21 protein-coding genes and 1 pseudogene are annotated in these 24,794 nt (G+C 71.5%); 7 read left to right on the forward strand and 15 right to left on the reverse strand.

What is annotated here, in order from left to right; all coding sequences use genetic code 11:
• Window positions 1-47 precede the first annotated feature (47 nt).
• The 3 genes from OG698_RS31395 to OG698_RS31405 form a co-directional block, all read right to left on the reverse strand.
• Window positions 48-2,009 carry an FAD/NAD(P)-binding protein gene (locus OG698_RS31395; protein WP_406111393.1) on the reverse strand — a complete coding sequence of 654 codons (1,962 nt, stop codon included), beginning with the start codon at window positions 2,007-2,009 and terminating at the stop codon, window positions 48-50.
• Window positions 2,010-2,190: 181 nt separating this feature from the next.
• Window positions 2,191-3,843 carry an alkaline phosphatase D family protein gene (locus tag OG698_RS31400; RefSeq protein WP_406107002.1) on the reverse strand — a complete coding sequence of 551 codons (1,653 nt, stop codon included), beginning with the start codon at window positions 3,841-3,843 and terminating at the stop codon, window positions 2,191-2,193.
• 96 nt (window positions 3,844-3,939) lie between these two features.
• Window positions 3,940-4,587 carry an HNH endonuclease family protein gene (locus OG698_RS31405; RefSeq protein WP_399980510.1) on the reverse strand — a complete coding sequence of 216 codons (648 nt, stop codon included), beginning with the start codon at window positions 4,585-4,587 and terminating at the stop codon, window positions 3,940-3,942.
• Window positions 4,588-5,058: 471 nt separating this feature from the next.
• Here OG698_RS31405 and OG698_RS31410 point away from each other — a divergent pair, with 471 nt between their 5' ends.
• The 3 genes from OG698_RS31410 to OG698_RS31420 all read left to right on the forward strand — a co-directional run bounded on the left by OG698_RS31410 (window position 5,059) and on the right by OG698_RS31420 (window position 8,743).
• Complete coding sequence (locus tag OG698_RS31410) at window positions 5,059-5,637, forward strand: TMEM165/GDT1 family protein (protein ID WP_399980508.1); 579 nt, start codon at window positions 5,059-5,061, stop codon at window positions 5,635-5,637.
• A 134-nt stretch (window positions 5,638-5,771) separates the two neighbouring features.
• Window positions 5,772-6,443, forward strand: coding sequence for an HAD-IA family hydrolase (locus OG698_RS31415; RefSeq protein ID WP_406111395.1), 672 nt, complete (start codon window positions 5,772-5,774; stop codon window positions 6,441-6,443).
• Window positions 6,444-6,772: 329 nt separating this feature from the next.
• A complete protein-coding gene (locus tag OG698_RS31420; protein WP_406111397.1) occupies window positions 6,773-8,743 on the forward strand; it encodes a DHA2 family efflux MFS transporter permease subunit in 1,971 nt (656 codons plus the stop codon).
• A gap of 44 nt (window positions 8,744-8,787) precedes the next feature.
• Here the strand turns inward: OG698_RS31420 and OG698_RS31425 are convergent, their stop codons facing one another.
• On the reverse strand, window positions 8,788-9,285 hold the full coding sequence (locus OG698_RS31425; RefSeq protein ID WP_406107004.1) for a GNAT family N-acetyltransferase: 498 nt from the start codon (window positions 9,283-9,285) through the stop codon (window positions 8,788-8,790).
• Window positions 9,286-9,402: 117 nt separating this feature from the next.
• Here OG698_RS31425 and OG698_RS31430 point away from each other — a divergent pair, with 117 nt between their 5' ends.
• A complete protein-coding gene (locus OG698_RS31430; RefSeq protein WP_406111399.1) occupies window positions 9,403-9,948 on the forward strand; it encodes a DinB family protein in 546 nt (181 codons plus the stop codon).
• Window positions 9,949-9,952: 4 nt separating this feature from the next.
• Here the strand turns inward: OG698_RS31430 and OG698_RS31435 are convergent, their stop codons facing one another.
• Together OG698_RS31435 and OG698_RS31440 are read right to left on the reverse strand one after the other, a co-directional pair.
• Entirely contained in the window at window positions 9,953-10,267 is a 315-nt protein-coding gene (locus tag OG698_RS31435; RefSeq protein ID WP_100591968.1) for an antibiotic biosynthesis monooxygenase, read from the reverse strand.
• 37 nt (window positions 10,268-10,304) lie between these two features.
• Entirely contained in the window at window positions 10,305-10,718 is a 414-nt protein-coding gene (locus OG698_RS31440; RefSeq protein ID WP_383091050.1) for a DUF1992 domain-containing protein, read from the reverse strand.
• A 107-nt stretch (window positions 10,719-10,825) separates the two neighbouring features.
• Here OG698_RS31440 and OG698_RS31445 point away from each other — a divergent pair, with 107 nt between their 5' ends.
• Entirely contained in the window at window positions 10,826-11,221 is a 396-nt protein-coding gene (locus OG698_RS31445) for a hypothetical protein (RefSeq protein WP_329573601.1), read from the forward strand.
• Window positions 11,222-11,273: 52 nt separating this feature from the next.
• Here OG698_RS31445 and OG698_RS31450 read toward each other — a convergent pair whose 3' ends face one another.
• The 3 genes from OG698_RS31450 to proP all read right to left on the reverse strand — a co-directional run bounded on the left by OG698_RS31450 (window position 11,274) and on the right by proP (window position 14,630).
• Window positions 11,274-11,954, reverse strand: a complete 681-nt coding sequence (locus OG698_RS31450; RefSeq protein ID WP_406107006.1) for an O-methyltransferase — start codon at window positions 11,952-11,954, stop codon at window positions 11,274-11,276.
• A gap of 41 nt (window positions 11,955-11,995) precedes the next feature.
• On the reverse strand, window positions 11,996-13,105 hold the full coding sequence (locus OG698_RS31455; RefSeq protein ID WP_406107008.1) for a DUF2330 domain-containing protein: 1,110 nt from the start codon (window positions 13,103-13,105) through the stop codon (window positions 11,996-11,998).
• A gap of 109 nt (window positions 13,106-13,214) precedes the next feature.
• Entirely contained in the window at window positions 13,215-14,630 is a 1,416-nt protein-coding gene (gene proP, locus OG698_RS31460) for a glycine betaine/L-proline transporter ProP (protein ID WP_399980489.1), read from the reverse strand.
• A gap of 378 nt (window positions 14,631-15,008) precedes the next feature.
• Between proP and OG698_RS31465 the strand changes: the two genes are divergently transcribed.
• Window positions 15,009-17,057 (forward strand): bifunctional glycosyltransferase 87/phosphatase PAP2 family protein, encoded by a 2,049-nt coding sequence (locus tag OG698_RS31465; protein WP_406107010.1) that lies wholly within the window; start codon window positions 15,009-15,011, stop codon window positions 17,055-17,057.
• Window positions 17,058-17,066: 9 nt separating this feature from the next.
• Here OG698_RS31465 and OG698_RS31470 read toward each other — a convergent pair.
• Window positions 17,067-17,402, reverse strand: a pseudogene (locus OG698_RS31470) (helix-turn-helix domain-containing protein); the annotation flags it as partial.
• Window positions 17,403-17,571: 169 nt separating this feature from the next.
• Window positions 17,572-18,816, reverse strand: a complete 1,245-nt coding sequence (locus tag OG698_RS31475; protein WP_406107012.1) for a cytochrome P450 — start codon at window positions 18,814-18,816, stop codon at window positions 17,572-17,574.
• 225 nt (window positions 18,817-19,041) lie between these two features.
• Between OG698_RS31475 and OG698_RS31480 the strand changes: the two genes are divergently transcribed.
• Window positions 19,042-20,211, forward strand: a complete 1,170-nt coding sequence (locus OG698_RS31480; RefSeq protein ID WP_406107013.1) for a steroid 3-ketoacyl-CoA thiolase — start codon at window positions 19,042-19,044, stop codon at window positions 20,209-20,211.
• Between the two features lie 100 nt (window positions 20,212-20,311).
• Here OG698_RS31480 and OG698_RS31485 read toward each other — a convergent pair whose 3' ends face one another.
• From OG698_RS31485 to OG698_RS31500, 4 genes are all read right to left on the reverse strand, one after another.
• On the reverse strand, window positions 20,312-20,719 hold the full coding sequence (locus OG698_RS31485; RefSeq protein WP_406107015.1) for a transglycosylase SLT domain-containing protein: 408 nt from the start codon (window positions 20,717-20,719) through the stop codon (window positions 20,312-20,314).
• Window positions 20,720-21,048: 329 nt separating this feature from the next.
• Complete coding sequence (locus OG698_RS31490; protein ID WP_406107017.1) at window positions 21,049-21,894, reverse strand: ECF transporter S component; 846 nt, start codon at window positions 21,892-21,894, stop codon at window positions 21,049-21,051.
• On the reverse strand, window positions 21,891-23,582 hold the full coding sequence (locus OG698_RS31495) for an ABC transporter ATP-binding protein (protein ID WP_406107019.1): 1,692 nt from the start codon (window positions 23,580-23,582) through the stop codon (window positions 21,891-21,893). Before OG698_RS31495 ends, OG698_RS31490 begins: the two co-directional genes overlap by 4 nt.
• Window positions 23,579-24,781 carry an energy-coupling factor transporter transmembrane component T gene (locus OG698_RS31500; RefSeq protein WP_406107021.1) on the reverse strand — a complete coding sequence of 401 codons (1,203 nt, stop codon included), beginning with the start codon at window positions 24,779-24,781 and terminating at the stop codon, window positions 23,579-23,581. The genes OG698_RS31495 and OG698_RS31500 overlap by 4 nt, the downstream gene beginning before the upstream one ends.
• Window positions 24,782-24,794 lie beyond the last annotated feature (13 nt).

Consider the following 24,794-nt stretch of genomic DNA (forward strand, 5'->3'; position numbering starts at 1 on the left):
TTGTGTCGGTCGGGGACGAACCGATGGAGGCCACAGGTTAGGGGACCCTAATCAACGCTTGCAAGTTCAACATTTGGCCATGACTGGCACCCCGTGCCGGGTTCTGCACGGTCCTCGGCGGCCGTCCGCAGGGCCGCTCGCGCGACCGCGTCCGCGTCCGACAGGGTCACCGAATCCACCCCCGGGCGGGCCCCCGCCGCGGTCACCCAGTGCACCCCCTCCGTGGGCACGCCGACCGCGAACCGCCGTGCGTGTGGCCTGCCCTGACGGTCGATCAGGCGGTACGGGCGCGGCGTCACGTCCACCCCGCCCGTCACGTAACCGTCGAGTGTGTGCGGCCGGACGTGGCCCGTCTTCAGGAGCCCGGCGAGCAGTTGGTCGCCGGTGCGCGCCACGTCCGTCTCCGGCAGGCGCGCCTCGACGAGTGTGGTGGCTCTCACGGATGATCCGGGCACATCGGGCGAGTGCGCGACGAACGCGCCGTCTTCGGTCCGCACGTCGAGGCGCGGCCCGATCACCGTCAGGACGCCGGACTCGACGAGCGCGGTCATCTCCTCGATGCGCCGCCGGGGCGGGCCGATCGACAGGAAGGCGTTGAGCGGGGTGTACCAGCGGTCGAGGTGGTCGCGGCGCGAGCCGCCGCCGATCCCGCCGTGGTCGACGGCCTGGCGCAGTTCGTTGCGCAGGTCGCGCAGTACGTCCAGGGCGGCCTTCACGGGGCCGTCCACGTTGCCGAGCGCGGCGTGCGCCGCGTCCTCGCGCAGATGGGCCAGGAGCCAGGTCCGCCACGCGTCGGGCGAGCCGAAGCTCAGCTCCGCGTGCGGCCGGGAGATGCGATCCCAGGACCAGCGGACACCCTCCGGAATCCCGAACTCGTACAGGACGTCGGCCTCTTCGGAGCTCTGGTGCGGCGCGGCGAGGAAGCCTTCGCGGAAACCGGCGTCCCCCGCGCCCGCGCGGCGCAGCAGTGTCTCGTAATAGACGGTCTCCACCTCCTTCGCGACGAGTGGCCAGATCTCGCCGAGGAAGTCCGGCGCGTCCCCCGAGTCCGCGCGCTTGCGGAAGCGCGCGATGGCCTCGGCGGTGAGGACGGCCGGTTCGTGACGCCCGTACGCGCCCTTGGCGTTGTCGCCGCGCGCCTGGTACGGGATGCCGCGGCGCGAACCGGCGTACAGACGCGGCTCGCGGCCCGAGGGCTTGTACCGCAACTCCCCTGCGGACGTGCGGCGGTAGCGTCCGCCGCGGCCCTCGGTGAGCAGCGCCATGTGGTCGAAGAAGTTGAGGCCGAGGCCCCTCAGCACGACGGCTTCACCCGGGGCGAGGGCGGAGAGGTCCAGGTCGGCCGGGTTGGCGGGCGGCACATGGCGCAGGCCGTGGTGGAGCGCGTACTCGGTGAGGCGCGTCTGCGCGGGGCTCGCCGCCACGGGCAGATGGCCCTGGGCGAGGACGACGGCGGACAGACCGGTCAGTTCCTGCCCGTTGTCGAGTACGAGGGTCTGGCGGCCGTCGTCCGCGTCGTCGAGGCGCACGGCCCGCGCCCGGTGCACCTGAACGCGTAGGGCGTCGGGCGCGCAGCCCACGGTGTCGGCGAACACCCATTCCAGGTATTCGCCGTAGAGGGCGCGGGACGGGTAGTCGTCGGGGCCGAGGGGGAGTCCCTGGCGCTGGGCCCACTCATGCAGGCTCGGGCCCCGGCGTATCGGCCCCGAGCAGTCCACGCTGTCGTCGGTGAACAGCGTGACCTGTGAGGCGACGGTGTTCATCAGGAGTTCGGGTGCCTGTGATGTCCGCCAGACGCTGCCCGCTCCCGGCGGCGCAGGATCGACGACGTGGACGGTGAGGCGGGCACCGGGCGGCAGGAGCTCGCAGGCGGAGGCACAGAGTCGTTCGAGGACGCTGGTGCCGCGCGGGCCCGCGCCGACTATCGCTGCGGCCGGCGCCGAGCACACTGCGGACAAAGAGGGACTCCAGGGGCATGTGGGGCTGCTGGAAGCGGAACGTTCGCTCATCATGCCGGGTCGCCCTGTCAAGGGAAGAGCGGAGTCCCGGTGTGCGCCGTATCTTCACCGGGCGGCCCCCTGGGCGACAGGCCTGGTCACGCACGGTCATTCACGACATTCACTCAGTACGGCCACTGACTCAATACGGTCACTGACCCGGTGCGGTCTATCACTCACTCACTCGGCACGGTCATTCACTCATCACGATGTCCGCCGCCTCCCGCAGCCTGGGCTTTCCGCCCGGCACCGGCTGTGCCTCCTGGAGCCGTAGGCGCGCCCCGCGACCTCGCAGCGTCAGTGTCATCAGCTGGTTGCCGAACCAGGGCCCGCCCGTCTTGCGCCACGAGACCGGGGGAGTGGTGAGCCGGCCGTGCCGGGCGAAGCGCCGTCCGAGGGCGCGTCCGAAGGCGCTCCAGCCGAGGCGGAATCCGAGCTTTATCGAGCCGGGGATGGAGTTGTGCAGCGGCGAGCAGGTCAGCTGGAGGACGCGCGCGGTCGGGGCCGGTGCGCCGTCGGGCCAGGCGGGTTCGGCGACGTACGCGTGGTGGACGTCGCCGGAGAGCACGCACACCGTCGCGGGCGCGCCCTCGCCGCCGCCCGCCTCGGCGATCAGCGCCGTCAGCGCGTCGAACGACGCGGGGAACGCGGCCCAGTGCTCCAAGTCGGCCCGCCTGCGCAGCTTTTCGCCGAACCGGGCCCACCGCGCACCGCGCTCGCCCCTGCACAGCGCGGCGTTCCACCCCTCGGCGTCGTGCACGAGATGCGGCAGCAGCCAGGGAAGTGACGTCCCGACGAGGAGATGGTCGTACGCGCCGGGGGACTCCAGCGACTGCTCCCGCAGCCACGCCGCCTCCGTCGGATCGAGCATCGACCGGTCCGACTCGGCCAGCACGCGGGCGGCCCGTGTGTCGACCATCAGGAGCCGTACGCGGCCGAAGTCACGCCGGTAGCTCCATCGCACGGAGGTCGCGTCGGCGTCGGCGCGGGCGGCGAACTCCCTGAGCACGTCCGTCCCGTCGGGGTCCGCGCGCACCGCCGCGTATACGGGGTCGGCGGCCAGTTCGCGGGGCGCCAGATTGCCCAGGTGCTGATGGACCCAGTACGACATGAGGCCGCTGAGGATCCGCTCGTTCCACCAGTCGGTGGCCCGTATCTCCGCGAGCCAGGAGGCGCTGGTGTTCCAGTCGTCTATGACGTCGTGGTCGTCGAAGATCATGCACGAGGGGACGGTGGACAGCAGCCAGCGCACATCGGGGTCGAGCCAGGACTCGTAATAGAGCCAGGTGTACTCCTCGTAGTCCGCGACCTGGTTGCCCGGGGCGTCGCGCAGGTCGCGGCGGGCCGCGAGATAGCGGCGGGTCGCCGGTGACGTCTCGTCCGCGTAGACCTGGTCGCCGAGCAGGAGCAGTACATCGGGGCGCTCGGCGTCGGGCGCGGCGGCGAGTTCGGTGGCCAGCGTGTCCAGGGCGTCCGGGCCGACGGGGTCGTGGTCGTCGGCGGGCGGCGCGGCCCAGCGGCACGAGCCGAACGCGATACGGACGGGGCGGGCCGCGTCGTCGTACGCGGGCGTGCGGATCGTGCTCGGTGGAAAGGGCGAGTCGGCGAGCGGCCAGACCTGGACGCCGTCGAGCAGCACCTCGTAGGCCGTCGCGCTGCCCGGCGCGAGGCCGGTCACCGGGATCAGCGCGTAGTGGTGGCCGCAGATCTGGAACGTGCGGGCACGGCCGGACGAGCCGTCCGCGCAGCGCACTTCGGCGGTGCACGGACGGCTCGCCTCGACCCAGACGGTCGCCGACGACTCGTCCACGTATCTCAGCAGCGGTCCAAGTCGCAGCCGTGCCACGTGATCAGCCTCCTCAGTCGCCCCGTACGGTACGGAACGACGGAGGCCGGTGGGGAGGTTCCGGGAAGCCGGGATCCAGGTCTTCGGCCCCAGGGGTCAGCAGCCGCTGAGGTACGAGGTCAGCGCGCTCTTCTCGGCGGAGTCCACCGAGAGGTTGTAGTAGTGCTTCACCTGCACCCACATGCGGACATAGGTGCACTTGTACGCGGCGCGCGACGGCATCCACTTGGCCGGGTCCTGGTCGCCCTTGGACTGGTTGACGTTGTCCGTGACGGCGATGAGCTGGGGCCGCGTGAGGTCGTTGGCGAAGCCCTGGCGCTGGGCGGTCGTCCAGGCGTTGGCGCCGGACTTCCAGGCCTCGGAGAGCGGGACGATGTGGTCGATGTCCACATCGGCCGCCGCGCTCCAGGTCGCGCCGTCGTACTCGGAGTACCAACTGCCGGACGTGGCCGCGCAGCTGGAGTCCTGCGAGACGTTCGTGCCGTCGCGCTTGAGGACGACCTCACGGGTGTTGCAGGCGCCGGACTGGGTGATCCAGTGCGGGAAGAGGTCGCGGCTGTAGCCGTCGGAGGAGCCCTCGGTCTTGACCGTGAGCTCGGAGAGGTACGTGCGGGCGGTGGCGCCGCTGACCGGAGTGGGGGGAGCGGCCTGCGCCGCCGGGCCGTTCAGCAGGGTGAGAGCGGAGACGACGGCGGTGACGGCGCCGAGTGCGGCGGTGCGTCGACGCGCGTAGAACATGCGCATGTGAACTCCCTTGAAGTGGGGGGAAGTTGGCCGAGCGGGCCCGGCCATGCTGGCGCTCCGGAGTTTCCGGGAGATGTGCGCCGAGTGACAGGGTCGCGTCAACGACGCGTACACATCAAGGGGGTGGACGTGACTTCCGGGGGAGCGGGCGTGAAGTGGGGTGTGTGCCGGGGGTACCGGGGCGGCGTGTCCGGGCGTGACGCGGGTCATGCCGATTCGCTCAGCAGTTCGCGTACGATGGATGGCGCAGAAGGGGAGTAGCTCTTCGCCGGACCGTCGACATACTGCTCAGCTCGTTCTGAGCCGGCGCCCGGAGGCAGGATCCGTACACCCGGTCCGGCCAGCGAGACCTTCGGCAAAGCAGTGATTCAACTGCGTGCACACCTGTGTACGCACCTGAGCGCTGCCGTGCCGAGGTGTCGTGAAGGACTACGTAACTCTCGGCGGGGCAGCCCGACCGATTGAGGAATCTTGATCAGCATCAGCGTGATGGCGGTCGTCTTCGGCATCGTCTTCCTGGCCGAACTCCCCGACAAGACCGCGCTCGCCGGACTCGTCCTCGGCACGCGCTACCGCGCCTCGTACGTCTTCGCCGGTGTCGCCGCCGCCTTCGCCGTCCATGTCGCGCTCGCCGTCGCCGCGGGCAGCGTCCTGACCCTGCTGCCGCAGCAGCTCGTGCACGCCCTGACCGGTGTGCTGTTCCTCGGTGGCGCGGCCGTCCTCCTGATGAAGAAGGACGAAGAGGAGGAAGAGGTCCGCAAGCCCAAGGACCAGAGCTTCTGGAAGGTCTCCGGCGCGGGCTTCATGCTCATCCTGATCGCGGAGTTCGGTGACCTGACGCAGATCATGACCGCGAACCTCGCCGCCCGCTACGACAACCCGCTCTCCGTCGGCCTCGGCGCCGTCCTCGCCCTGTGGGCCGTCGCGGGCCTCGGCATCGTCGGCGGCAAGGCGCTGATGAAGCGGGTGCCGCTCGCGCTCATCACGAAGATCGCCGCGGTCCTGATGCTCGGCATGGGTGTGTGGAGCCTCTACGAAGCGGTGGCGTAAGCCATGGATCCGGCCCTGACCAGGGCCGCTGGCGTAGTCGCCGCCCTGTTTTGTACAGTTGAGGAACAAAGTGGCTCCCGCCCATTCACCCTGACCGGTGGGCGGGGTCACCTTGTTCCTACGCCTGGAGGACCCTGCCGATGACGGCCACCACTGTTCTGTCCGCCCGCGCCCTTCTGCTCGACATGGACGGCACGCTGGTCAACTCCGACGCGGTGGTCGAGCGCTGCTGGCACCGCTGGGCGGCCCTCCACGGGCTCGACGCCGTCGAGGTGATGAAGGTGGTCCACGGCCGCCAGGGCTACGCGTCCATGGCGCTCCTCCTGCCCGACCGTCCCATGGCCGAGAACCACGCCGAGAACGCGCGCATGCTCGCCGAGGAGACCGCCGACGTCGACGGTGTCGTCCCCGTGCCGGGCGCCGCACGGTTCATGGCCTCCCTGCGCGAGGGCGGTCTCGCGCACGCCCTGGTGACCTCGGCCGACGTGGCCCTGTCCACCCGCCGTATGGCCGCCGCCGGCCTCACCCAGCCCGACCTGCGCATCACCGCCGAGAGCGTCGGCGCCAGCAAGCCCGACCCCGAGGGGTTCCTCAAGGGCGCCGCCGAGCTGGGCATCGACCCGGCCGACTGCATCGTCTTCGAGGACTCGGAGGCCGGGATCGCCGCCGGCCGCGCCGCCGGGATGCGCGTCGTCGGCGTCGGCCCCCGCGCGGGCGCGCACGGCCCCACGGTGGTCGTGGACGACCTGACGCAGGTGCGGGTCGAGGCGGGTGCCGCCGGAGAGATCCTGCTGCACATCGGCTAGCTCGCACCCCTATATCGGCTGGCCCCACACCTATATCGGCCGGCCCCACACCCCTGTATCCGTATCGGCGGGCCAGGCGCCGCACCATCCGCCTGGCCCGCGCCGCCGTACCCCTCCTGAGCGCCCCGGCCTCAACAGGCCAAACCGGGACTGAACCACCATCCTGGTACATGGCAGAGCCCCCGCCGGCAGTGTCCGGCGTGGTGTCTCAGGAGGTGTCCATGACCCAGGACGCTAGCGGGGGCCTTCCCCGCACGGACCTGACGGCAGGCCCCGGCGTTGACCGCACCAGCTCCACGATCGGCGGCGGCCACGCCCCCCGCAGCGTGATGGTCTCGATCGGTGCGCTGCTGCTCGGCATGCTTCTCGCGGCGCTCGACCAGACCATCGTCTCGACGGCGCTGCCGACCATCGTGAGTGACCTCGGCGGCCTTGAACACCTGTCCTGGGTCGTGACCGCGTACCTGCTGGCGTCGACGGCCGCCACGCCCCTGTGGGGCAAGCTCGGCGACCAGTACGGCCGCAAGAAGCTCTTCCAGATCGCCATCGTGATCTTCCTGATCAGCTCGGCGCTGTGCGGCATGGCGCAGAACATGCCGCAGCTGATCGGCTTCCGCGCCCTCCAGGGACTGGGCGGCGGCGGACTGATGGTCCTGTCCATGGCGATCGTCGGCGACATCGTCCCGCCCCGTGACCGGGGCAGGTACCAGGGCCTGTTCGGTGCCGTCTTCGGCGCGACGAGCGTGCTGGGCCCGCTGCTCGGCGGGCTCTTCACCGAACACCTCAGCTGGCGCTGGGTCTTCTACGTCAACCTGCCCATCGGCGTCGTCGCGCTCGTCGTCATCGCGACCACGCTCCACATCCCCGTACGCTCCGCCAAGCACACGATCGACTACCTCGGCACCTTCCTGATCGCCGCCGTGGCGACCTGCCTGGTCCTGGTCGCCTCGCTCGGCGGAACGACCTGGGCCTGGGACTCGGCGCAGATCATCGGCCTCGCTGTCCTCGGTGTGGTCCTCGCGGGGGTGTTCGTCCAGGTCGAGCGGCGGGCCGCCGAGCCGGTCCTGCCGCTGAAGCTGTTCCGCATCCGCACGTTCACGCTCTCCGCGGTGATCAGCTTCGTCGTCGGCTTCGCCATGTTCGGCGCGATGACGTATCTGCCGACGTTCCTCCAGGTCGTCCAGGGCATCTCGCCGACGCTGTCGGGCGTGCACATGCTGCCGATGGTCATCGGACTGCTGCTCTCCTCGACGGCGTCCGGCCAGATCGTCAGCCGTACGGGCCGCTGGAAGGTCTTCCCCGTCGTCGGCACCGGCGTCACCACCCTCGGTCTGCTCCTCCTGCACCAGCTCGACGAGAACAGCTCGACGGGCGAGATGAGCGCCTACTTCTTCGTCTTCGGCCTGGGCCTCGGCCTCGTCATGCAGGTCCTCGTCCTGATCGTGCAGAACGCCGTCTCGTACGAGGACCTGGGCGTCGCCACCTCCGGCGCGACGTTCTTCCGCTCCATCGGCGCCTCCTTCGGAGTCGCGATCTTCGGCACGATCTTCTCGAGCCGCCTGGGCGACAAACTCGCGGACGCCCTCGCCGGCCGCAGCCTGCCGCCCGGCGTCGACGTGAACGCGCTCCAGTCGGATCCACGAGGCATCGGCGGCCTGCCGCCCGCCGTACGCGGACCGGTCCTGCACGCCTTCGCGTCGTCCATCACGGACGTCTTCCTCTACGCCGCCCCGGTCGCCCTCGTCGCTTTCGTACTGTCCTGGTTCCTGCGTGAGGACACGCTGCGCGGCTCGGTCACCGCGCCGGACGCGACGGAGACCCTGGCCAGCAACCCCGTACAGCGCTCATCGCGCGACGAGGTGGCGCGGGCCCTGTCGGTGCTCGGCACCCGGGAGGGGCGCCGCGAGATCTACGAGAAGATCACCGAACGCGCGGGCTACGACCTGCTGCCCGCCGCGAGCTGGCTCCTGCTGCGCATCAAGCGGTACGGGTGGGCGGAGCCGGCGGCGCTCGCCGAACACAGCGCCGTACCGCTGCCCGTGATCATCGCGGCGGCCCGGCAGGTGGAGGAACGGCGCCTCGCCACGCGCGTGGGCGTCGACCTCGTCCTCACCGACGAGGGCCGCGAGGTCGCCGCGCGGCTGTCCGCGTCCCGCGAGGAGTCGCTCGCCGAACTGCTGGGCGACTGGTGGGGCCCGGACCGCCCGACGGACCTGGTGAAACTGGTGGAGGAGCTCAATGCGGAGCTGTGCGGGTCGGACGCGGAGCGCCCGCACGACGGCCTGGCGGCCGGCCCCTGACGCCACGGCTCGGGCGCTTCGGGCTCGGCTCGTCATCAGGCTCGTCAGAGGAGCTTCTTGGTGAACCAGTGCTCGGCGAACTCCTCGTCGTTGTGCGGGGCCGTCTCCTGGTAGCCGTGGCGCGCGTACAGCATGCGGGCCTCCACCAGGTCGCCCCGCGTGTCGAGCACGACCCGCTCGGCGCCGAGATTCCTCGCGGAGCTCTCGACCTCCGCGAGCAGCACGGAGCCGCCGCCCTTCCCGCGCATCTCCGGCCGTACGAAGACGCGCTTCAGCTCGCCGGTCGAGGCGTCGATCATCCGCACGCCCGCGGTCCCGGCGGGCTCGCCCCGGTACCGCGCGACCAGCAACACCCCGCCCGGCGCCGCGAGATAGGCACCCGTGTCGGCGGCGACCTCGCGCTCCAGCTCGTCGGGGTCGGTCGTGTGCCCCTCGTGCAGCAGGTACCAGCGGTCGCTGACCTCCGTGTAGTACGCGCGCCACAGCTCCGCGGCGACGGCGGAGTCGAACGGCTCAGGGGTGACGGTCCACGGCGAGTTCATGCGGGCATTGTCGGCGAAGGGGCGGCGCCGGACGCAAGCGGGTTTCGACCTGTACAGGAACCCGGGGTTCGGACATGCTCTGTTGCTGTGACCGACGTACCTGTGACCGACGTGGCAATGACCGACGCGACCTGCGCCGAGGCGGGCGCCGACGAGATCAAGGCGCTGCTCAACGCTCTGCGCGGACAGCGCCGCCACATCCTGGGCATCATCGACGGGCTCGGCCCCGAGGCGCTGCGGCGGCCCGTGCTGCCGTCCGGCTGGTCGTGTCTGGGGCTGGTCCAGCACTTGGCGCTCGACGTCGAACGCTTCTGGTTCCAGGCGGTCCTGACGGGTGACCAACCCGTCATCGACAGCCTCGACGCCACCGAGGACGCCTGGCAGGTCGCCCCGGACGTGCCGGCGGCCGACGTCCTCGAGCGGTACCGCCGCGAGACGGACCGCGCGGACGCGATCATCACCGCCACACCCGCGGACGCGCCCCTCGCCTGGTGGCCGCACCACCTCTTCGGACCGCCGCACCTGCACAGCCACCGGGACGTCGTGCTGCACGTCATCACCGAGACCGCCTGCCACGCCGGACACCTGGACGCCGCCCGCGAACTCATCGACGGGCGGCGCTGGTTGGTGCTCACGGAGGATCGTGAGGCGGACCGACCCTAGGCCGCTACGACTTGGGCGAAGCCTGCTGCGCCACCTCGAACGACCACACCTGGGACCCGCTGGCCGCAGGCTTCGGACGGTCCGCGCCGCCCTGGTGGGCCTCCTTCATGGAGCCCTCCATCCACGCGGTGAACGACGCCTCGTCGCGCCACCGCGTGTACACCAGGTAGTCGTCCGTGCCCTCGATCGGGCGCAGCAGCTCGAACCACTCGAAGCCGTCCGAGTTCTCCACCGCGCCCGCGCGCGAGGCGAAGCGCTTCTCCAGGGTTTCCCGCTGTTCGGCCGGGACGGTCAGGACGTTGATCTTCACGATGCTCATGGCACCCATCCTCGCGCACCGGCGCGTGAGATCGGCGTCAGGCCCCGTGCGCCCCGCGTCGCTCGTGCCAGTCGCGGACGATCTCCTCGACGTCGTACGGCTTCAGGCCGAGCGGCGGGCCCGGCGGGGGCTTGAACATCATGTCGCGGATCTTGTCGTTGATGTCCGTGATGATCTTGCGGACGATCCGTTCGGAGGAGGCCTGTGCCGCCTCGGCGAGTGCGTCCTCGGCCTCCTTGCGCAGGGCGAGCGACGGGGGCAGCACGGAGAAGCCCTCGCGGGCCATCTTCTGCTTGATCCACCAGTTCTCGTCGTACGTCGTGTCGGCCGTGCTCGGCAGCGGCTTGCCGGCTCCGGCGAGGTGGGAGAAGTCTCCTGCGCGCTCCGCGTCGCGGATCTGCTTGTCGACCCATGACTCGAAGCTGACGTCGGGTGGCTTGCGTTCGGTCATGGGCCCATTGTCCCAGAGGGCATCCCGTAGGGGCAGGGGACAACTTAGGATGCGGCGTCGGCGGACCCGGTACCGACGGGCCGCGAAAGACCGAAGGAGCTGTGCGGGTGCTGGAGCTGACCATGGCCTCCGTCGCGGGGGCGGACGCGGGTGCGACGGCCGGGATGCTGATGGCCGACGCGCCGAGCGAGCCGGGAGCCGTGCTGCGCGTGGGGCGTGACCGGAACGTGTGCCGGCTCGCGACGCCCGACGACTGGCTGTTCGTCTCGCGCGTCCATCTGGAGTTCCGCTGCGGGCAGGACGGCGCCTGGTCCGTGTTCTGGCTGCGCGGCTCGCACGACGAGCCCTCGTCCGAGGTGCGCCTCACGCTGACGGGCGGGGAGCCGCGGCCCCTCGTGTACGGAGGGGCCGCGGCTCTCGCGCCGGGTGCGTCCGGTGAGGTCGTGGTCCTGGACCGCAATGAGCCCCGCAGCGTCAACGTGGGCTTCTACCACGAGATTTGATGATCCGTCAGGCTGTCAGGGTGTTAGAGCGTCAGGGCGTCAGGAACGGGCACTACGGCAGTACGCGGGCCAGCGCGAAGCCGTCGTAACCCTTGCTGCCCACCGTCTGGACCGCCGTGCCATCCAGCTTCGGGTGGTCGGCGATCATCTGGAGCGCGGCGCGGGTGCCGCGGATGTCGGGGGCCGCACCGGAGTCGTCCGTCACGCGGCCGCCACGCACCACGTTGTCGACGATGATCACGCTGCCGGGGCGGGTCAGGCGCAGCGCCCACTCGACGTAGTGCGGGTTGTTGGCCTTGTCGGCGTCGATGAAGACGAGGTCGAAGGGGTCGGGGTGGTCGGCCGCGACGCCGGGCAGCGAGTCGAGGGCGGGGCCGACCCGCACCTCGGCGATCTTGTCGAGGCCGGCGCGGGCGAGATTGCCGCGGGCCACCTCGGCGTGCCGGGGGTCGTACTCGAGGGTGACGAGGACGCCGTCGGCGGGGAGGGCGCGGGCCAGCCAGATCGTGCTGTACCCGCCGAGCGTGCCGATCTCCAGGACGCGGCGCGCGCCCTGGATCTGGGCGATCAGGTGGAGGAACTTGCCCTGGTTCGGGGCGACGGCGATGTGCGGGAGGCCCGCCGCCTCACTGTCCGCGAGGGCCGCCGTCAGGGCCTCGTCGTCGGGGGCGAGGAGTCCGGTCAGGTAGTCGTCGACGGCGGTCCACTGCTCTTCGGATGCATGCTCAGCCATGGCCCCATGATGGGCGTACGGGGCGGCGGGCCGCACGGGATTCAGCCGGGCGGTGGCGGGGCGTGCACGGGCGGCGGGGGCGGCACCGGCCGACGGGAGCGCGGGCGGAACCAGAGGACGGCGGTCACCAGCAGGAGCAGGGCCACGGGCAGCGCAGCGGTGAGCAGCCACACCGGGACGCCCCCGGCGGTGAGGATTTCGTCGTCCCACACGACGCTGCGGTGCGTGGCGTCGCTCGCGGTGCGCTGCAGTTCGTGGTCGTCGTAAATGCGTGACGGCTGCGGGAAATCCTGGGTGAGCGCGGTCAAGTACCGCTCGCCGCCCGCGAATTCGGGCAGTGGCCCGCCGGACCTGGCCGGAATCCGGCCCGCGTACGTGACCTCCGGGGCGTCGCCGCCGATCGTGGAGCGCGGCTCCATGCGGTGGGCGGAGAGCACGTACAGGCGCAGGTGCTGTTCGGTGCGGGCGAGCTTCGACAGCCGCATGGGGTAGACGAGTCGGTCGCTGGCGAAGGTGAGGTGGAGCGGGTCGAGGGCGCCGCCGAGCACGCTGTCGCCGTCGGCGGGCGCGAGGCGGATCGCCACGTACTCCCAGCCCTGGTCGACGTACGGGCGCAGCGCGTTGTCGAGGCGGTCGGGGAGCTGGAAGCCGTTCTCGTCGAGCCAGCCGGCGAGTGCGCCGGGGTCGGTCGCGGTGAGGCGGGCGACGTCGAACGGTCCGAGGTGCTCGCGGCCCACCACCTCGACGGGGCCGCCGGGTGCGGGGGTGCCGGCCGTGGCGCCGTCGCCGCTCCCGCCGTCGAACGGCCAGTCGTCGGCGCCGGGCCAGAAGTGGTGCCGGGTCCGCTCGACCGGTGCCGTCACGTCGCTCAGCTGCGAGAAGAGCCCGGGGTCGCCGAGTTCGACCGACGCGCGGTGCGGTACGGGCATGATCCAGGCGGCGTCGCGCACGTTGCCGCTCACCGACAGGCTCATCACGATCTGCTCGCTGTGCCCGTCCCAGCGCACCGCGGACGTCTCGTCGTACACGGTGAGGTCCGTGCCCGCGGGCGGCACCATCGCGCCGCATCCGCACGCGTACGCCGGCGACACGAGCGCGGCGATCTGGAACGCCATGAGGGCCAGGGCTGTCAGCAGTGCCCTGGCCCTCATGGTCAGTGGTTGTGCGGTTCTCATGCCGGCCCCCGATGTCGCGCCCTGTGTGTCCGTGCCGTGTGCGGCGAAGGAGCAGACGGGGCGCGGGGGAGCGCGGTTGCGGGTGTTACGCGGCTGTAGCGGTCGCGGTCTGCGGCAGGTCGCCGGGCTCGACCGCGGGCGGCGAGCCCGGCAGCGGGCGGCGCGCCGACTCGGTCATGAACCACACCGCGATACCGCCGATGACGGCCGCGGCCATCATGTAGTACGCGGGCATCATCATGTTCCCGGTGGCCCCGATGAGGGCGGTGACGACCAGCGGGGTCGTGCCGCCGAAGAGCGAGACGGAGACGTTGAAGCCGATCGACAGGGAGCCGTAGCGCACCCGGGTCGGGAAGAGCGCGGGCAGCGCGGACGGCATCGCCGACGTGAAGCAGACCAGGAGCAGGCCGAGCGCGCCCATGCCGAGGGCGATGGCCCACAGGGAGCCCTCGCGGATCAGCAGCAGGGCCGGGACGGACAGCGCGAGGAACCCGACACAGCCCGCGGCGATCACCGGGCGGCGGCCGACACGGTCGGAGAGCGCGCCCGCGAACGGCTGGACGATCATCATCAGCGCCATCACGGCCAGGACCACCAGGAGGCCGTGCGTCTCGTCGTAGTGGAGCTCACTGGTGAGGTAGCTCGGCATGTACGACAGCAGCATGTAGTCGGTGACGTTGAAGACGAGGACCAGGCCGACGCACAGGAGCAGCGCCTTCCACTGGCCGGCGATCATGTCGCGCACCTTGACCTTGGACCGGGCCTTCTCCGACTCGTGCGCGTTCTTCAGCTCGGCCGCGAACGCCGGGGTCTCCTCCAGCCGCATGCGCAGATAGAGGCCGATGATGCCCATCGGGCCCGCGATCAGGAACGGGATGCGCCAGCCCCAGGAGAGCAGGTCGTCCGAGGAGAGCAGCGCCGTCATCAGCGTCACGAGGCCCGCGCCGCCGATGTATCCGGCGAGCGTGCCGAATTCCAGCCAGCTTCCGAAGAAGCCGCGCTTCTTGTCGGGCGCGTACTCGGCGATGAAGGTGGACGCGCCGCCGTACTCGCCGCCGGTCGAGAAGCCCTGCACCAGACGGGCCAGGAGCAGCAGGATCGGTGCCCAGACACCGATCGTCGCGTACGACGGGATCAGGCCGATCGCGAACGTGCCCGCCGCCATCATGATCATGGTGACGGCGAGGACCTTCTGCCGGCCGACGCGGTCGCCGAGCGGCCCGAAGACCATGCCGCCGATCGGGCGGACGAGGAACGCCGCGGCGAAGGCACCGAACGTGGCCAGGAGCTGGGCCGTGGGGTTGCCCGACGGGAAGAAGACCTTGCCGAGGGTGACGGCGATGTAGCTGTAGACACCGAAGTCGAACCACTCCATCGCATTGCCGAGCGCCGCCGCCTTGACCGCGCGCTTGACCAGCGCTGGATCGGTGACGGTGACCTCGGGGGAGGCGCCCTTCGCTGGGGCGTTGGTCCTGGATGCGACGGTTAGAGCACTCGACAAGGGTCTGCTCGCCTGCTTTCAACGGGGACAGGGACATGTCCGCGTGGGGACGGACGAAGCCGCCCACGGCGGGGCGGCCAGAAATCGACCATAGGGGCATTCGCGATCATTACGGGTAGTGTTCGAACCGTCGCGCACCGTGGGAAAAGTGGGTCCGGCCAGGCATGACGCCCCGGCCCAGGCGCGACGCAAACGGACAGATCTGTGAGCTTTGTCGCGGCCCTCGACCGCAACCACGCAGACCCCGCATGCCCCGCATCATCGTCTTCCGGTCAAAAACCGGTGGACGCTCAGGTGAAGCGGGGGTTGCCTGCGTCTCACCCCGGGGGTAGTGCGAGCCTCTTGGGACAGTACGCATGGCGGGAGGGCCGACGGCGCGTGGCAAACGTGGAGCATGGACCGGGCAAAGCCTTGGTGGCGGGGGCCGCGACAGCGCGGTTGGGCATGGTCCGGGCGGGCCTCTGGCTGATCGCCGCCGTGCTCGCGGTGCGGCAGGTCGTGGCCGTCCTGAGCACCCCGAGCGGGGAGCGGCTCACGGACCTGGAGACCTGGATCGGTCCTGAAGGCGTCCTCCACGTGAAGGGCTCCCTCTACGATGCCGACCGGTTCACCGGTACCCCGTTCGGGGGACTGGTGCTGAAGCCGCTCGCGCGGGGCGCCGAGCAGGCGCTGGGCTGGGCCTGGACCTTCGGGACGCTCGGCCTCGTCGTCGTCCTCGGTCTCGTCGCCGCGCGCGCCCTGCCCAAGCCCGTCACCCGGCGTACCTCGCTCCTCGCCGCCCCGGTCGCGGTCAGCCTCCTGATGCTGTCGCTGCCGGTGCGCAACACCCTGCATCTCGGCCAGACCAGCATCATCCCGGTCCTCCTCGTCCTGCTCGGCTGCTTCGCCGCCCGCGGCGAGAAGAGCTCGGGGCTGCTCATCGGCATCGGCGCCGCCCTCCAGCCGACCGTCCTCCTCTTCGCGCCGCTCCTGTGGTTCACCGGGCGGCGGCGCGCCGCCGTCTCCTCGGGCGTCACGTTCGCGGCGTGCACGCTCCTCGCGTGGGCCGCGATGCCGCACGACTCGTGGACGTACTGGGTGCACCACCTTGCGGGAGCGGGCCTCGGTTCGAGCCCCGACGGGCTCGCCAACCAGTCGCTGCACGGCGCACTCCTGCGCTTCGGCCTGGAGGGCCCCCTCGAGATCGGGCTCTTCCTGCTCCTCGGCGCCGCCGTCGCGGTCGTCGGACTGCGGCGCGCGGTGCGCTACGCGCAGGACGGACAGCTCCTCCTCGCCGTCGCCCTCACCGGCTGCGTCGCCGTCGCCGTGTCGCCGACGACCTGGCAGCACCAGCTTCTGTGGGTGCTGCTCGCCGTGGTCGGCCGCGTCGGCAAGAAGGCGTCCGACCGGTACGTGTGGCCGGTCGCGGTCATTCTCGTGATGACGCTCCCCGCGAGGATGCTGCTGCCGGGCACGGCGCTCGCGGATCCGCTGCGCGACAACGTTGTGCTGATCGCCGCGGTCGCCGCGGCCACGCTCGTCCCGTTCCTGTCCCGCACCGCGCCCGAGTACCGCGCGCCCATCCCCACCGAGTACGCGAAGCCCGTCCCGTCGCGCTGGTCACGGGTCCCGCTCATGCCGTTCTGGCGCCGGGTCCTGACCCGTCCGAACCTGCTGCTCGAACTGCTTCTGATCCGCGTCGGCTACTACGCGTACCAGCAGGTCAGGCTCGCCGCCACGGGCGGCACGACCACCGGGGGCCGGGCCACCGCCGAGGCGCACGGCACGCAGGTCCACTCCCTGGAGAAGTTCCTCCACATCGACATCGAGCACTGGGTCAACCACGCGGTGGTGCACGTCCCGTGGCTCAAGTCGTTCTTCAACTTCTACTACGAGTCGTTCCACTTCATCGTGCCGCTGACCGTCCTCGGCATCCTCTACGTCCGCAGGCCCGCCCAGTACCGCTGGGCCCGCTCGGCGCTCGGCTTCGCCACGGTGCTCGCCCTGATCGGCTTCTGGTTCTACCCGCTGGCGCCGCCACGGCTGATGCCCGCGCTCGGCTTCATCGACACGCTGCACGGAGTCCAGGACTTCTCCAAGCCGGACTACGGCACGCTGACCGCGCTCACCAACCAGTACGCGGCCATGCCCTCACTGCACTTCGGCTGGTCCCTGTGGTGCGGGCTCGTCATCGCGACCCTCGCCCCGAAGTGGTGGATGAAGGCGATCGCACTGCTGCACCCCCTGTTCACCATCTCCGCGATCATCGCGACCGGTAACCACTGGGTGCTCGATGCCGTGGGCGGCGCGACGGTCGTCGGCGCGGGCTTCGGGCTCACGTACCTGCTGTGCGGCCCGCGCGCCCGTCTCACGAGCGGGGCCGTCCCGGAGCAGTCGAAGGGCGAGGTCGGCCACGCGCGGCTGCCGGCCGAACATCATCGGCCCTGAAGAGGGGGGTCAGGCGTCTTCCGACTGGTGCCGGTGACCCTGAAGATGCCGGGCCCGCAGCGCCGCCTCCGTGGCGAAACGATGCTCGGGGTCCGTGAGCCGGTCGCCGAAGTGCGCGTCCAGATTGCGCAGCCGGTAGCGGACCGTCTGGGCGTGCACTCCCAGGATGTCGCCGACGTGGTCGGCCGTGCCGCGCGTGGTCAGCCACACCCGCAGCGTGTCGATCAGCCGGCCCCGGCGGCTGCCGGTCAGGCCGGACAGCGGGGCGAGTTCGCGGGCGGCGAGCCGGTCGAGGAGCGCCGGGTCCGACAGCAGCCACAGCGTCGTCAGACGGTCCGCGCAGCGCAGCGCACCGCGGGTGCGTCCCTCGCCGTCGGAGTGCCCGGAACCGGGCGCGTAGCGCGGCGCGGTGCTTGTGTCGCAGGGAGGCAGGGAGGCAGGGAGGCAGGGAGGCAGGGGCGTGGCGTAGGGGGACGGACCCTGCCTCCCTGGGTCGGCGTGCGGCCGCCCGCGGTCAGCCGGTGCTGACCTGAAGTTCCTTGACGCCGTTGAGCCAGGCGGAGCGGAGCCTGCGCGGGTCGCCGCTCAGGCGCAGGTCCGGCATGGCGTCGGCCACGGCGTTGAAGATGAGGTTGATCTCGAGCGTGGCCAGCGACTTGCCGAGGCAGAAGTGCGGGCCTCCGCCGCCGAATCCGAGGTGCGGGTTCGGGTCGCGGGTGATGTCGAACGTATCGGGGCGGTCGAAGACGTCGGGGTCGTGGTTGGCCGACGAGTAGAAGATGCCGACCCGGTCGCCCTTCTTGATCTGCGCTCCGCCGAGCTCCGTGTCCTGGGTCGCGGTGCGCTGGAAGGAGACCACGGGGGTCGCCCAGCGGACGATCTCCTCCGCCGTCGTCTCCGGGCGCTCCCGCTTGAACAGCTCCCACTGGTCCGGGTTGGTGAGGAAGGCGTGCATGCCGTGCGTGATGGCGTTGCGCGTCGTCTCGTTTCCGGCCACCGCGAGCAGGATCACGAAGAAGCCGAACTCGTCCGAGGAGAGGTTCCCCTCGTCCCCCGCCGCCACCAGCTGGCTCACGATGTCCTTGGCCGGGCACTCCTTGCGGGCGGCGGCCAGGTTCATGGCGTAGCTGACGATCTCCATGGCGGCCTCTGCGCCGACCTCCTCGGTGATCGCGTACTCCGGGTCGTCGTACGCGGCCATCTTGTTGGACCAGTCGAAGATCTTGGTGCGGTCGTCCTGGGGGACGCCGATCAGCTCGGCGATGGCCTGGAGCGGGAGTTCGACGGCGACGTTCGTGACGAAGTCGAAGGAGCCGTCGGGCGCGGCGTTCGCGAGCGCCGTCTCGACGATGGAGCCCGCACGGTTGCGCAGGGCGTCCTCGAGCGAGCGGATGGCGCGGGGCGTGAAGCCGCGCTGGACGATCTGCCTCACCCGGGTGTGCTCCGGCGGGTCCATGTTGAGCATGATCAGCTTCTGGACCTCGATCTGGTCGCGGCTGATCGACTCGTTGAAGCGGATGACGGCCGTGTTGAGGTTCGAGGAGAACAGCTCGGGGCGCGTGGAGACGTACTTGACGTCCGCGTGCCGGGTCACGGCCCAGTAGCCCGAGTCGCCGAAGCCGGATATGCCGGTCGGCTGGGCGATCCACCGGACCGGTTCCGTCTGCCGCAGCTGGGCGAACTCGGGGAAGGGGACACGGTGTTGGAGGAGGTCGGGGTCGGTGAAGTCGAACCCTTCGGGCAGCGCTGGGCACGGCATGGGCAACTCCCGGTGACGGTCTGACGGGGCGTCAGCTTGTCGGCACGGTAGTAACGGGTTCTACAAGTGGCAAGACCCGTGGTAGGCCCGATTGCGCGTGCGGTTACGTGCACGACCCTTGCGTACCGGGAGTAGCACCGTCGAGACTGCACGGAGAACTGGTACGCGTTCTAGTTCTTACGTCTTCTGGTTCGGTCCGGGAATGTGTGGAGAGGACGACAGCTCATGGCCGCGGAACCCGTCATCGTCGAAGCCGTACGTACCCCGATCGGCAAGCGCGGAGGCGCGCTCGCCAATCTTCATCCCGCGTATCTCCTCGGCGAGACGTACCGGGAACTGCTCGGCAGGACCGGCATCCACGCCGACTGCGTCGAGCAGATCGTGGGCGGCACGGTGACCCACGCGGGCGAACAGTCCATGAATCCGGCACGCACGGCCTGGCTCACCATGGGCCTGCCCTACGAGACGGCGGCCACGACCGTCGACTGTCAGTGCGGCTCCTCGCAGCAGGCCTCGCACATGACCGCCAACATGATCGCCGCCGGTGTCATCGACATCGGCATCAGCTGCGGGGTCGAGGCGATGTCGCGGGTACCGCTCGGCTCCGGCTCCAAGCACGGTCCCGGCAAGCCGTTCCCCGAGGAGTGGAACGTCGACCTGCCCAACCAGTTCGAGGCCGCCGAGCGCATCGCGCGCCACCGCGGACTGACCCGCGAGAACGTCGACTCGCTAGGTCTCATCTCCCAGGAACGCGCCGCGACCGCGTGGGCCGAGGAGCGCTTCAAGCGCGAGACGTTCGCCGTGCAGGTGCCCACGAACGAGGACGAGCAGGCCACCGGGCAGGGCATGTGGCGGCTCGTGGACCGGGACGAGGGCCTGCGCGACACGACCATGGAGGGCCTTGGCGGGCTCAAGCCGGTCATGCCGACCGCCGTGCACACCGCGGGCAACTCCTCGCAGATATCCGACGGCGCCTCGGCGATCATGTGGGCGTCCAAGCGGATGGCGCGCGCCCTGAAGCTCAAGCCGCGCGCCCGGATCGTCGCCCAGGCTCTCGTCGGCGCCGACCCGCACTTCCACTTGGACGGGCCGATCGACGCCACGCGCGCCGTGCTCGGCAAGTCGGGCATGTCGCTCAAGGACATCGACCTCGTCGAGATCAACGAGGCGTTCGCGTCCGTCGTGCTCAGCTGGGCGCAGGTCTTCGAGCAGGACCTGGCGAAGGTCAACGTGAACGGCGGGGCCATCGCCCTCGGCCACCCCGTCGGCGCGACCGGCGCCCGGCTCATCACCACCGCCCTCCATGAACTGGAGCGCCAGGACAAGGAGTTCGCGCTGATCACGATGTGCGCGGGCGGCGGACTGGCGACGGGCACGATCATCCAGCGGCTGTAGCGGGGCCCGCTCCTGGGCGGCCCGGAACGCACGACGAAGGCGGCACCCTCCCACGGGGGGAGGATGCCGCCTTCTCAGGCCGGCTGGGAGCCGGCCGGGCTCAGTACGAGCCGGCGGACTGCCAGTGGGACCAGGCGCCACAAGGGCTGCCGTAGCGCTCGTTCATGTAGTTGAGGCCCCACTTGATCTGGGTCTCGGGGTTGCTCTTCCAGTCACCGCCGGCCGAGGCCATCTTGTTCGCGGGCAGGGCCTGGACCAGGCCGTAGGCGCCGGACGACGCGTTCGTCGCGTTGACGTTCCAGCCGCTCTCGTGGGACACGATCTTGTCGAAGCACGCGAACTGTTCGGCGCTCATCTTCTGCTGGGCGATCGCCTTCGGCGAAGAGGTGGCCGCGGCGTTCGACGCCGGGGCGGCGGCCATGACCATGCCGGCCGTGGCGGCAGCCAGGGCGACACCGGCGAGGGCCTTCTTCGGAGCGGCGATGCGGCGGAGGATGGTGGCGGACAAAGCGTGATCCTTCCGTGGGGGGCAGGGGCCGCTTCGCACGCCCTGCGGCGTACAGAGGCGCCGGGGCCCTGGCGGGGGCTGTCGGCGCCTTGCGACTCCTCCAGAGAAACAGGCCCGGACCACGGTGGCAATCACCCCTTTTACTAGTTGGGGTCGCATGTGGTCGAAATGCCCCCTGGGTGACCTGGCTCTCATTGCCCAGGTCGGAGGGTGTTTTGGTGGGGACGCGTCAAGCGACCGCGTCTACGGCCGCGCCTCGTAGGTGACGTGGGTCACGTGGGGTGCTTCACAGCGCGGGCACGTTTCGGTGACGCAGCGCGCGCGAAGCCCTACGGCTCGGCGCCCTCGAAGGTGACCGGGGCCTCGAACGCGGCCCGGCGCGTGGCCCGCCGCAGCGCCCTCAGGAGCGCCGGGCCGACGGTGACGGTGAGGACGACGGTCAGGGCCGCCCGGCCCAGGTCCCAGCCCAGCGACGTGGCCAGGCAGTAGGCGAGGAAGCGGACCAGGTTCTCGTGCAGCGGGGCGCCCGCCTGGAACGCGACGCTCGACGACAGCGAGTCCAGGAACGGCCAGCCGGCCAGGTTCATGACGGTGCCGTACGCGAACGCGGCGAGGAACCCGTACGCCGCCAGCATCAGCACCTCGGCGCGGCCGCGCAGCCGGTCCGGGCCGGGGAGCAGCCCCGCGCCCATCGTGAACCAGCCCATCGACAGCATCTGGAACGGCATCCACGGACCGACCCCGCCGGTGAGCAGCGCGGACGCGAACATGGTCACGGACCCGAGCACGAACCCGAAGCCCGGCCCGAGCACCCGCCCGCTCAGCACCATCAGGAAGAACATCGGCTCGATCCCGGCGGTCCCCGCCCCGATCGGGCGCAGCGCCGCGCCCGTCGCGGCAAGCACCCCGAGCATCGCCACCGCCTTGGGCCCGACCCCGCCCTCGGACACGGCGGCCGCCACCACGCCCACCAGGAGGACGAGCAGCCCCGCGAACAGCCAGGGCGCGTCCTGCGCATGCGCGCTGACCTGCGACGAAGGGCCCGCGAGCAGCGGCCACCCGAAGGCGGCCACCCCCACGGCACTCACGAGGAGCAGGGCCACCACGGAGCGGGGGCCGAGACGTACGGCGCGGACCTGGCGGTCGGGGCGCCCGGTCCTGGGTGCGGTCTTCATGCCCTTTCCTCCGGCCCGCCCGCGGACTCCAGGGCCTCGCGGACCTGGGCCACCGTGAGCCACCGGCCCGGGGCCAGGGCCTTGGCGACCTGGGGGGAGAAGGCGGGGGAGGCCACGACCACCTCGGGCGTGGGTCCGTTCGCCACGATCTCGCCGTCGGCGAGGACGGCGACGCGGTGGGACAGCTCGGCGGCCAGTTCCACGTCGTGCGTGGCCAGGACGACGGCGTGCCCCTCGGCCGCGAGGCCGCGCAGGACCGTGATCAGGCGGGCCTTCGCCGCGTAGTCGAGGCCGCGCGTCGGCTCGTCGAGCAGGAGCAGCGGAGGGCGGGCCGTCAGCACGATCGCCAGGGCGAGGGTGAGGCGCTGGCCTTCCGAGAGGTCACGGGGGTGGGTGTCGTCCGCGATGCCGGGCAACAGCCGCGAGACCAGGGCGCGGCAGGTGCCCGGACCCGCGCCCGCGTCATGGTCGGCAGCGGCGCACTCGGCGGCCACCGTGTCCGCGTACAGGAGGTCCCGGGGTTCCTGCGGGACCAGGCCGACGCGACGGATCAGCTCGCGCGGGCCCGTGCGGTGCGGGACCACCCCGCCCACCAGGGCCGTGCCGGACGACGGGCGGACCAGGCCGACCAGGGTGGACAGGAGAGTGGACTTGCCGGCGCCGTTGCGGCCCATCAGGGCGACGATCTCGCCGGGCCCGACCGTGAGGTCGACGTGGCGCAGCGCCTCGACGCGCCCCCGCCGCACCGCGAGCCCCGCGACCTCGGCGACGGCGGCCACCTCGGGCCGCTTGCGGGTGCGGCGCAGCGGGGACCGGCGGGAGTCGGGGGAGGCGGTGGTCTGCGGCTGCTCATGAGGCTCGCGCGGCTCGTGCCCCGCCAGGCGCTCCCGCAGCTCCCCGGACCTGCGCCGCGCGTCCCGCACCGTCAGCGGCAGCGGTGACCAGCCCGCGAGGCGGCCCAGGTCCACGACCGGCGGGAACACCGGCGATACGGCCATGATCTCGGCGGGCGCGCCGAGCAGCAGGGGCTCGCCGGGTCCTGCGAGGAGCGCGACCTGGTCCGCGTACTGCACGACCCGCTCAAGCCGGTGCTCGGCCATCAGGACCGTCGTGCCGAGGTCGTGCACGAGGCGCTGCACCACCGCGAGGACCTCCTCCGCGGCGGCCGGGTCGAGCGCGGACGTCGGCTCGTCGAGGACCAGGACCCGCGGGTGCGGGGTGAGGACGGAGCCGATGGCGACGCGCTGCTGCTGCCCGCCGGACAGCGTCGCGATGGGACGGTCGCGCAGATCGGCGAGGCCGAGCAGGTCGAGTGTCTCCTCGACGCGTCGCCGCATCACGTCGGGCGCGAGCCCGAGCGACTCCATGCCGTACGCGAGCTCGTCCTCGACCGTGTCGGTGACGAAGTGCGAGAGCGGGTCCTGCCCCACCGTGCCCACCACGTCGGCGAGTTCGCGCGGCTTGTGCGTACGGGTGTCGCGTCCGGCCACCGTGACGCGCCCGCTCAGCGTGCCCCCGGTGAAGTGCGGCACGAGCCCGCTCACCGCGCCGAGCAGCGTCGACTTGCCGACGCCCGAAGGGCCCACGAGCAGCACCAACTCGCCCTCGGGTACGTCGAGTTCGATGTTGCGGACCGTGGGTGTCGCGGCCCCGTCGTACGTCACCGAGACGTCCTCGAACCGGATCATGAAGCCTCCTTCGAGGGCGCTTCGGCGAGCGGCGGCGCGGGCGCCACGAACGCGGGGAGCAGTCCGAGCAGCACCCCGGCCGCGGGCCACAGCGGCAGCGCCGGCGCGGCCAGCGGCACGACGCCGGGCGCCAGGGCCGAGGGATCGTAGGAACCGGCCCGGATCATCACGGCGGCGACGGCCGCCCCCGACGCGGCGACGAGCCACGCCCGCACGCCCCACACGTCGGGCCGGTACCGGGTGCGGACCGAGCGGCGCCCGCCGAGCCAGAGCCCGCCGAGCGCGGCCGCCACCCCGGCGAGCAGCACGGGCAGCCCGTACCGCGCGCCGTCCGCGGTCAGCAGCCCGTACGTACCCGCGCACACCCCGACCAGGCCGCCCAGCGTCAGCACCGCGGTGGCCCGGCGCACGGCGGCCGGGACCTCGGCCGTGCGCCCGTACCCGCGCGCGTCCATCGCGGCGGCCAGCGCCACCGACCGCTCAAGTGCGCCCTCGAGGACGGGAAGACCGACCTGCGCCAGGCCCCGCAGCCCCTTGTCGGGCCGGCCGCGCAGCCGGCGCGCGGCGCGCAGCCGCCGCACATCGGCGATCAGGTTCGGCGCGAACGTCATCGCGACGACGACGGCGACCCCGGCCTCGTACAGCGCGCCCGGCAGGGATTTGAGGAGGCGGGCCGGGCTCGCGAGGGCATTCGCCGCGCCCACACAGATCAGCAGCGCGGCCAGCTTCAGGCCGTCGTACAGCGCGAACACCAGGCCCTCGACCGTGACCCGGCCCCCGATCCGCACCCCCTGCGCCCACTCGGGCAGCGGCACCTCGGGCAGCGTGACGAGCAGGTGCGTGCCCGGGATCGGCGACCCCAGGAACACCGCGAACACCAGCCGGATCCCGATCACCGCGAGCCCCAGCTTCACGAACGCCCCGTACGAGCGCGCCCACGGCGCCGACGTGCGCCGCGCGGCCACCACGTACCCGGCCACCCCGATGAGCAGCGCGAGCAGCAGCGGATTCGTCGTCCGGGACGCCGCCGTGCCGAGCCCGAGCGCCCAGAGCCACCAGGCGCCTGGATGCAGCGCGTTCGAGCGGTGGGCCCGGGGCGCGGCGAGCGGACGACGGCGCGCGGACGGCCCCGTCCCCGGGTCGCGCGCGAGGCGCGTACGCGGGGCGGGGTGCGGTGAACCTGCGCCGGTGCTGCTCATCGAATCGTCGTGT

The sequence above is a fragment of the Streptomyces sp. NBC_01003 genome (genome assembly GCF_045162695.1).
GTDB lineage: Bacteria > Actinomycetota > Actinomycetes > Streptomycetales > Streptomycetaceae > Streptomyces.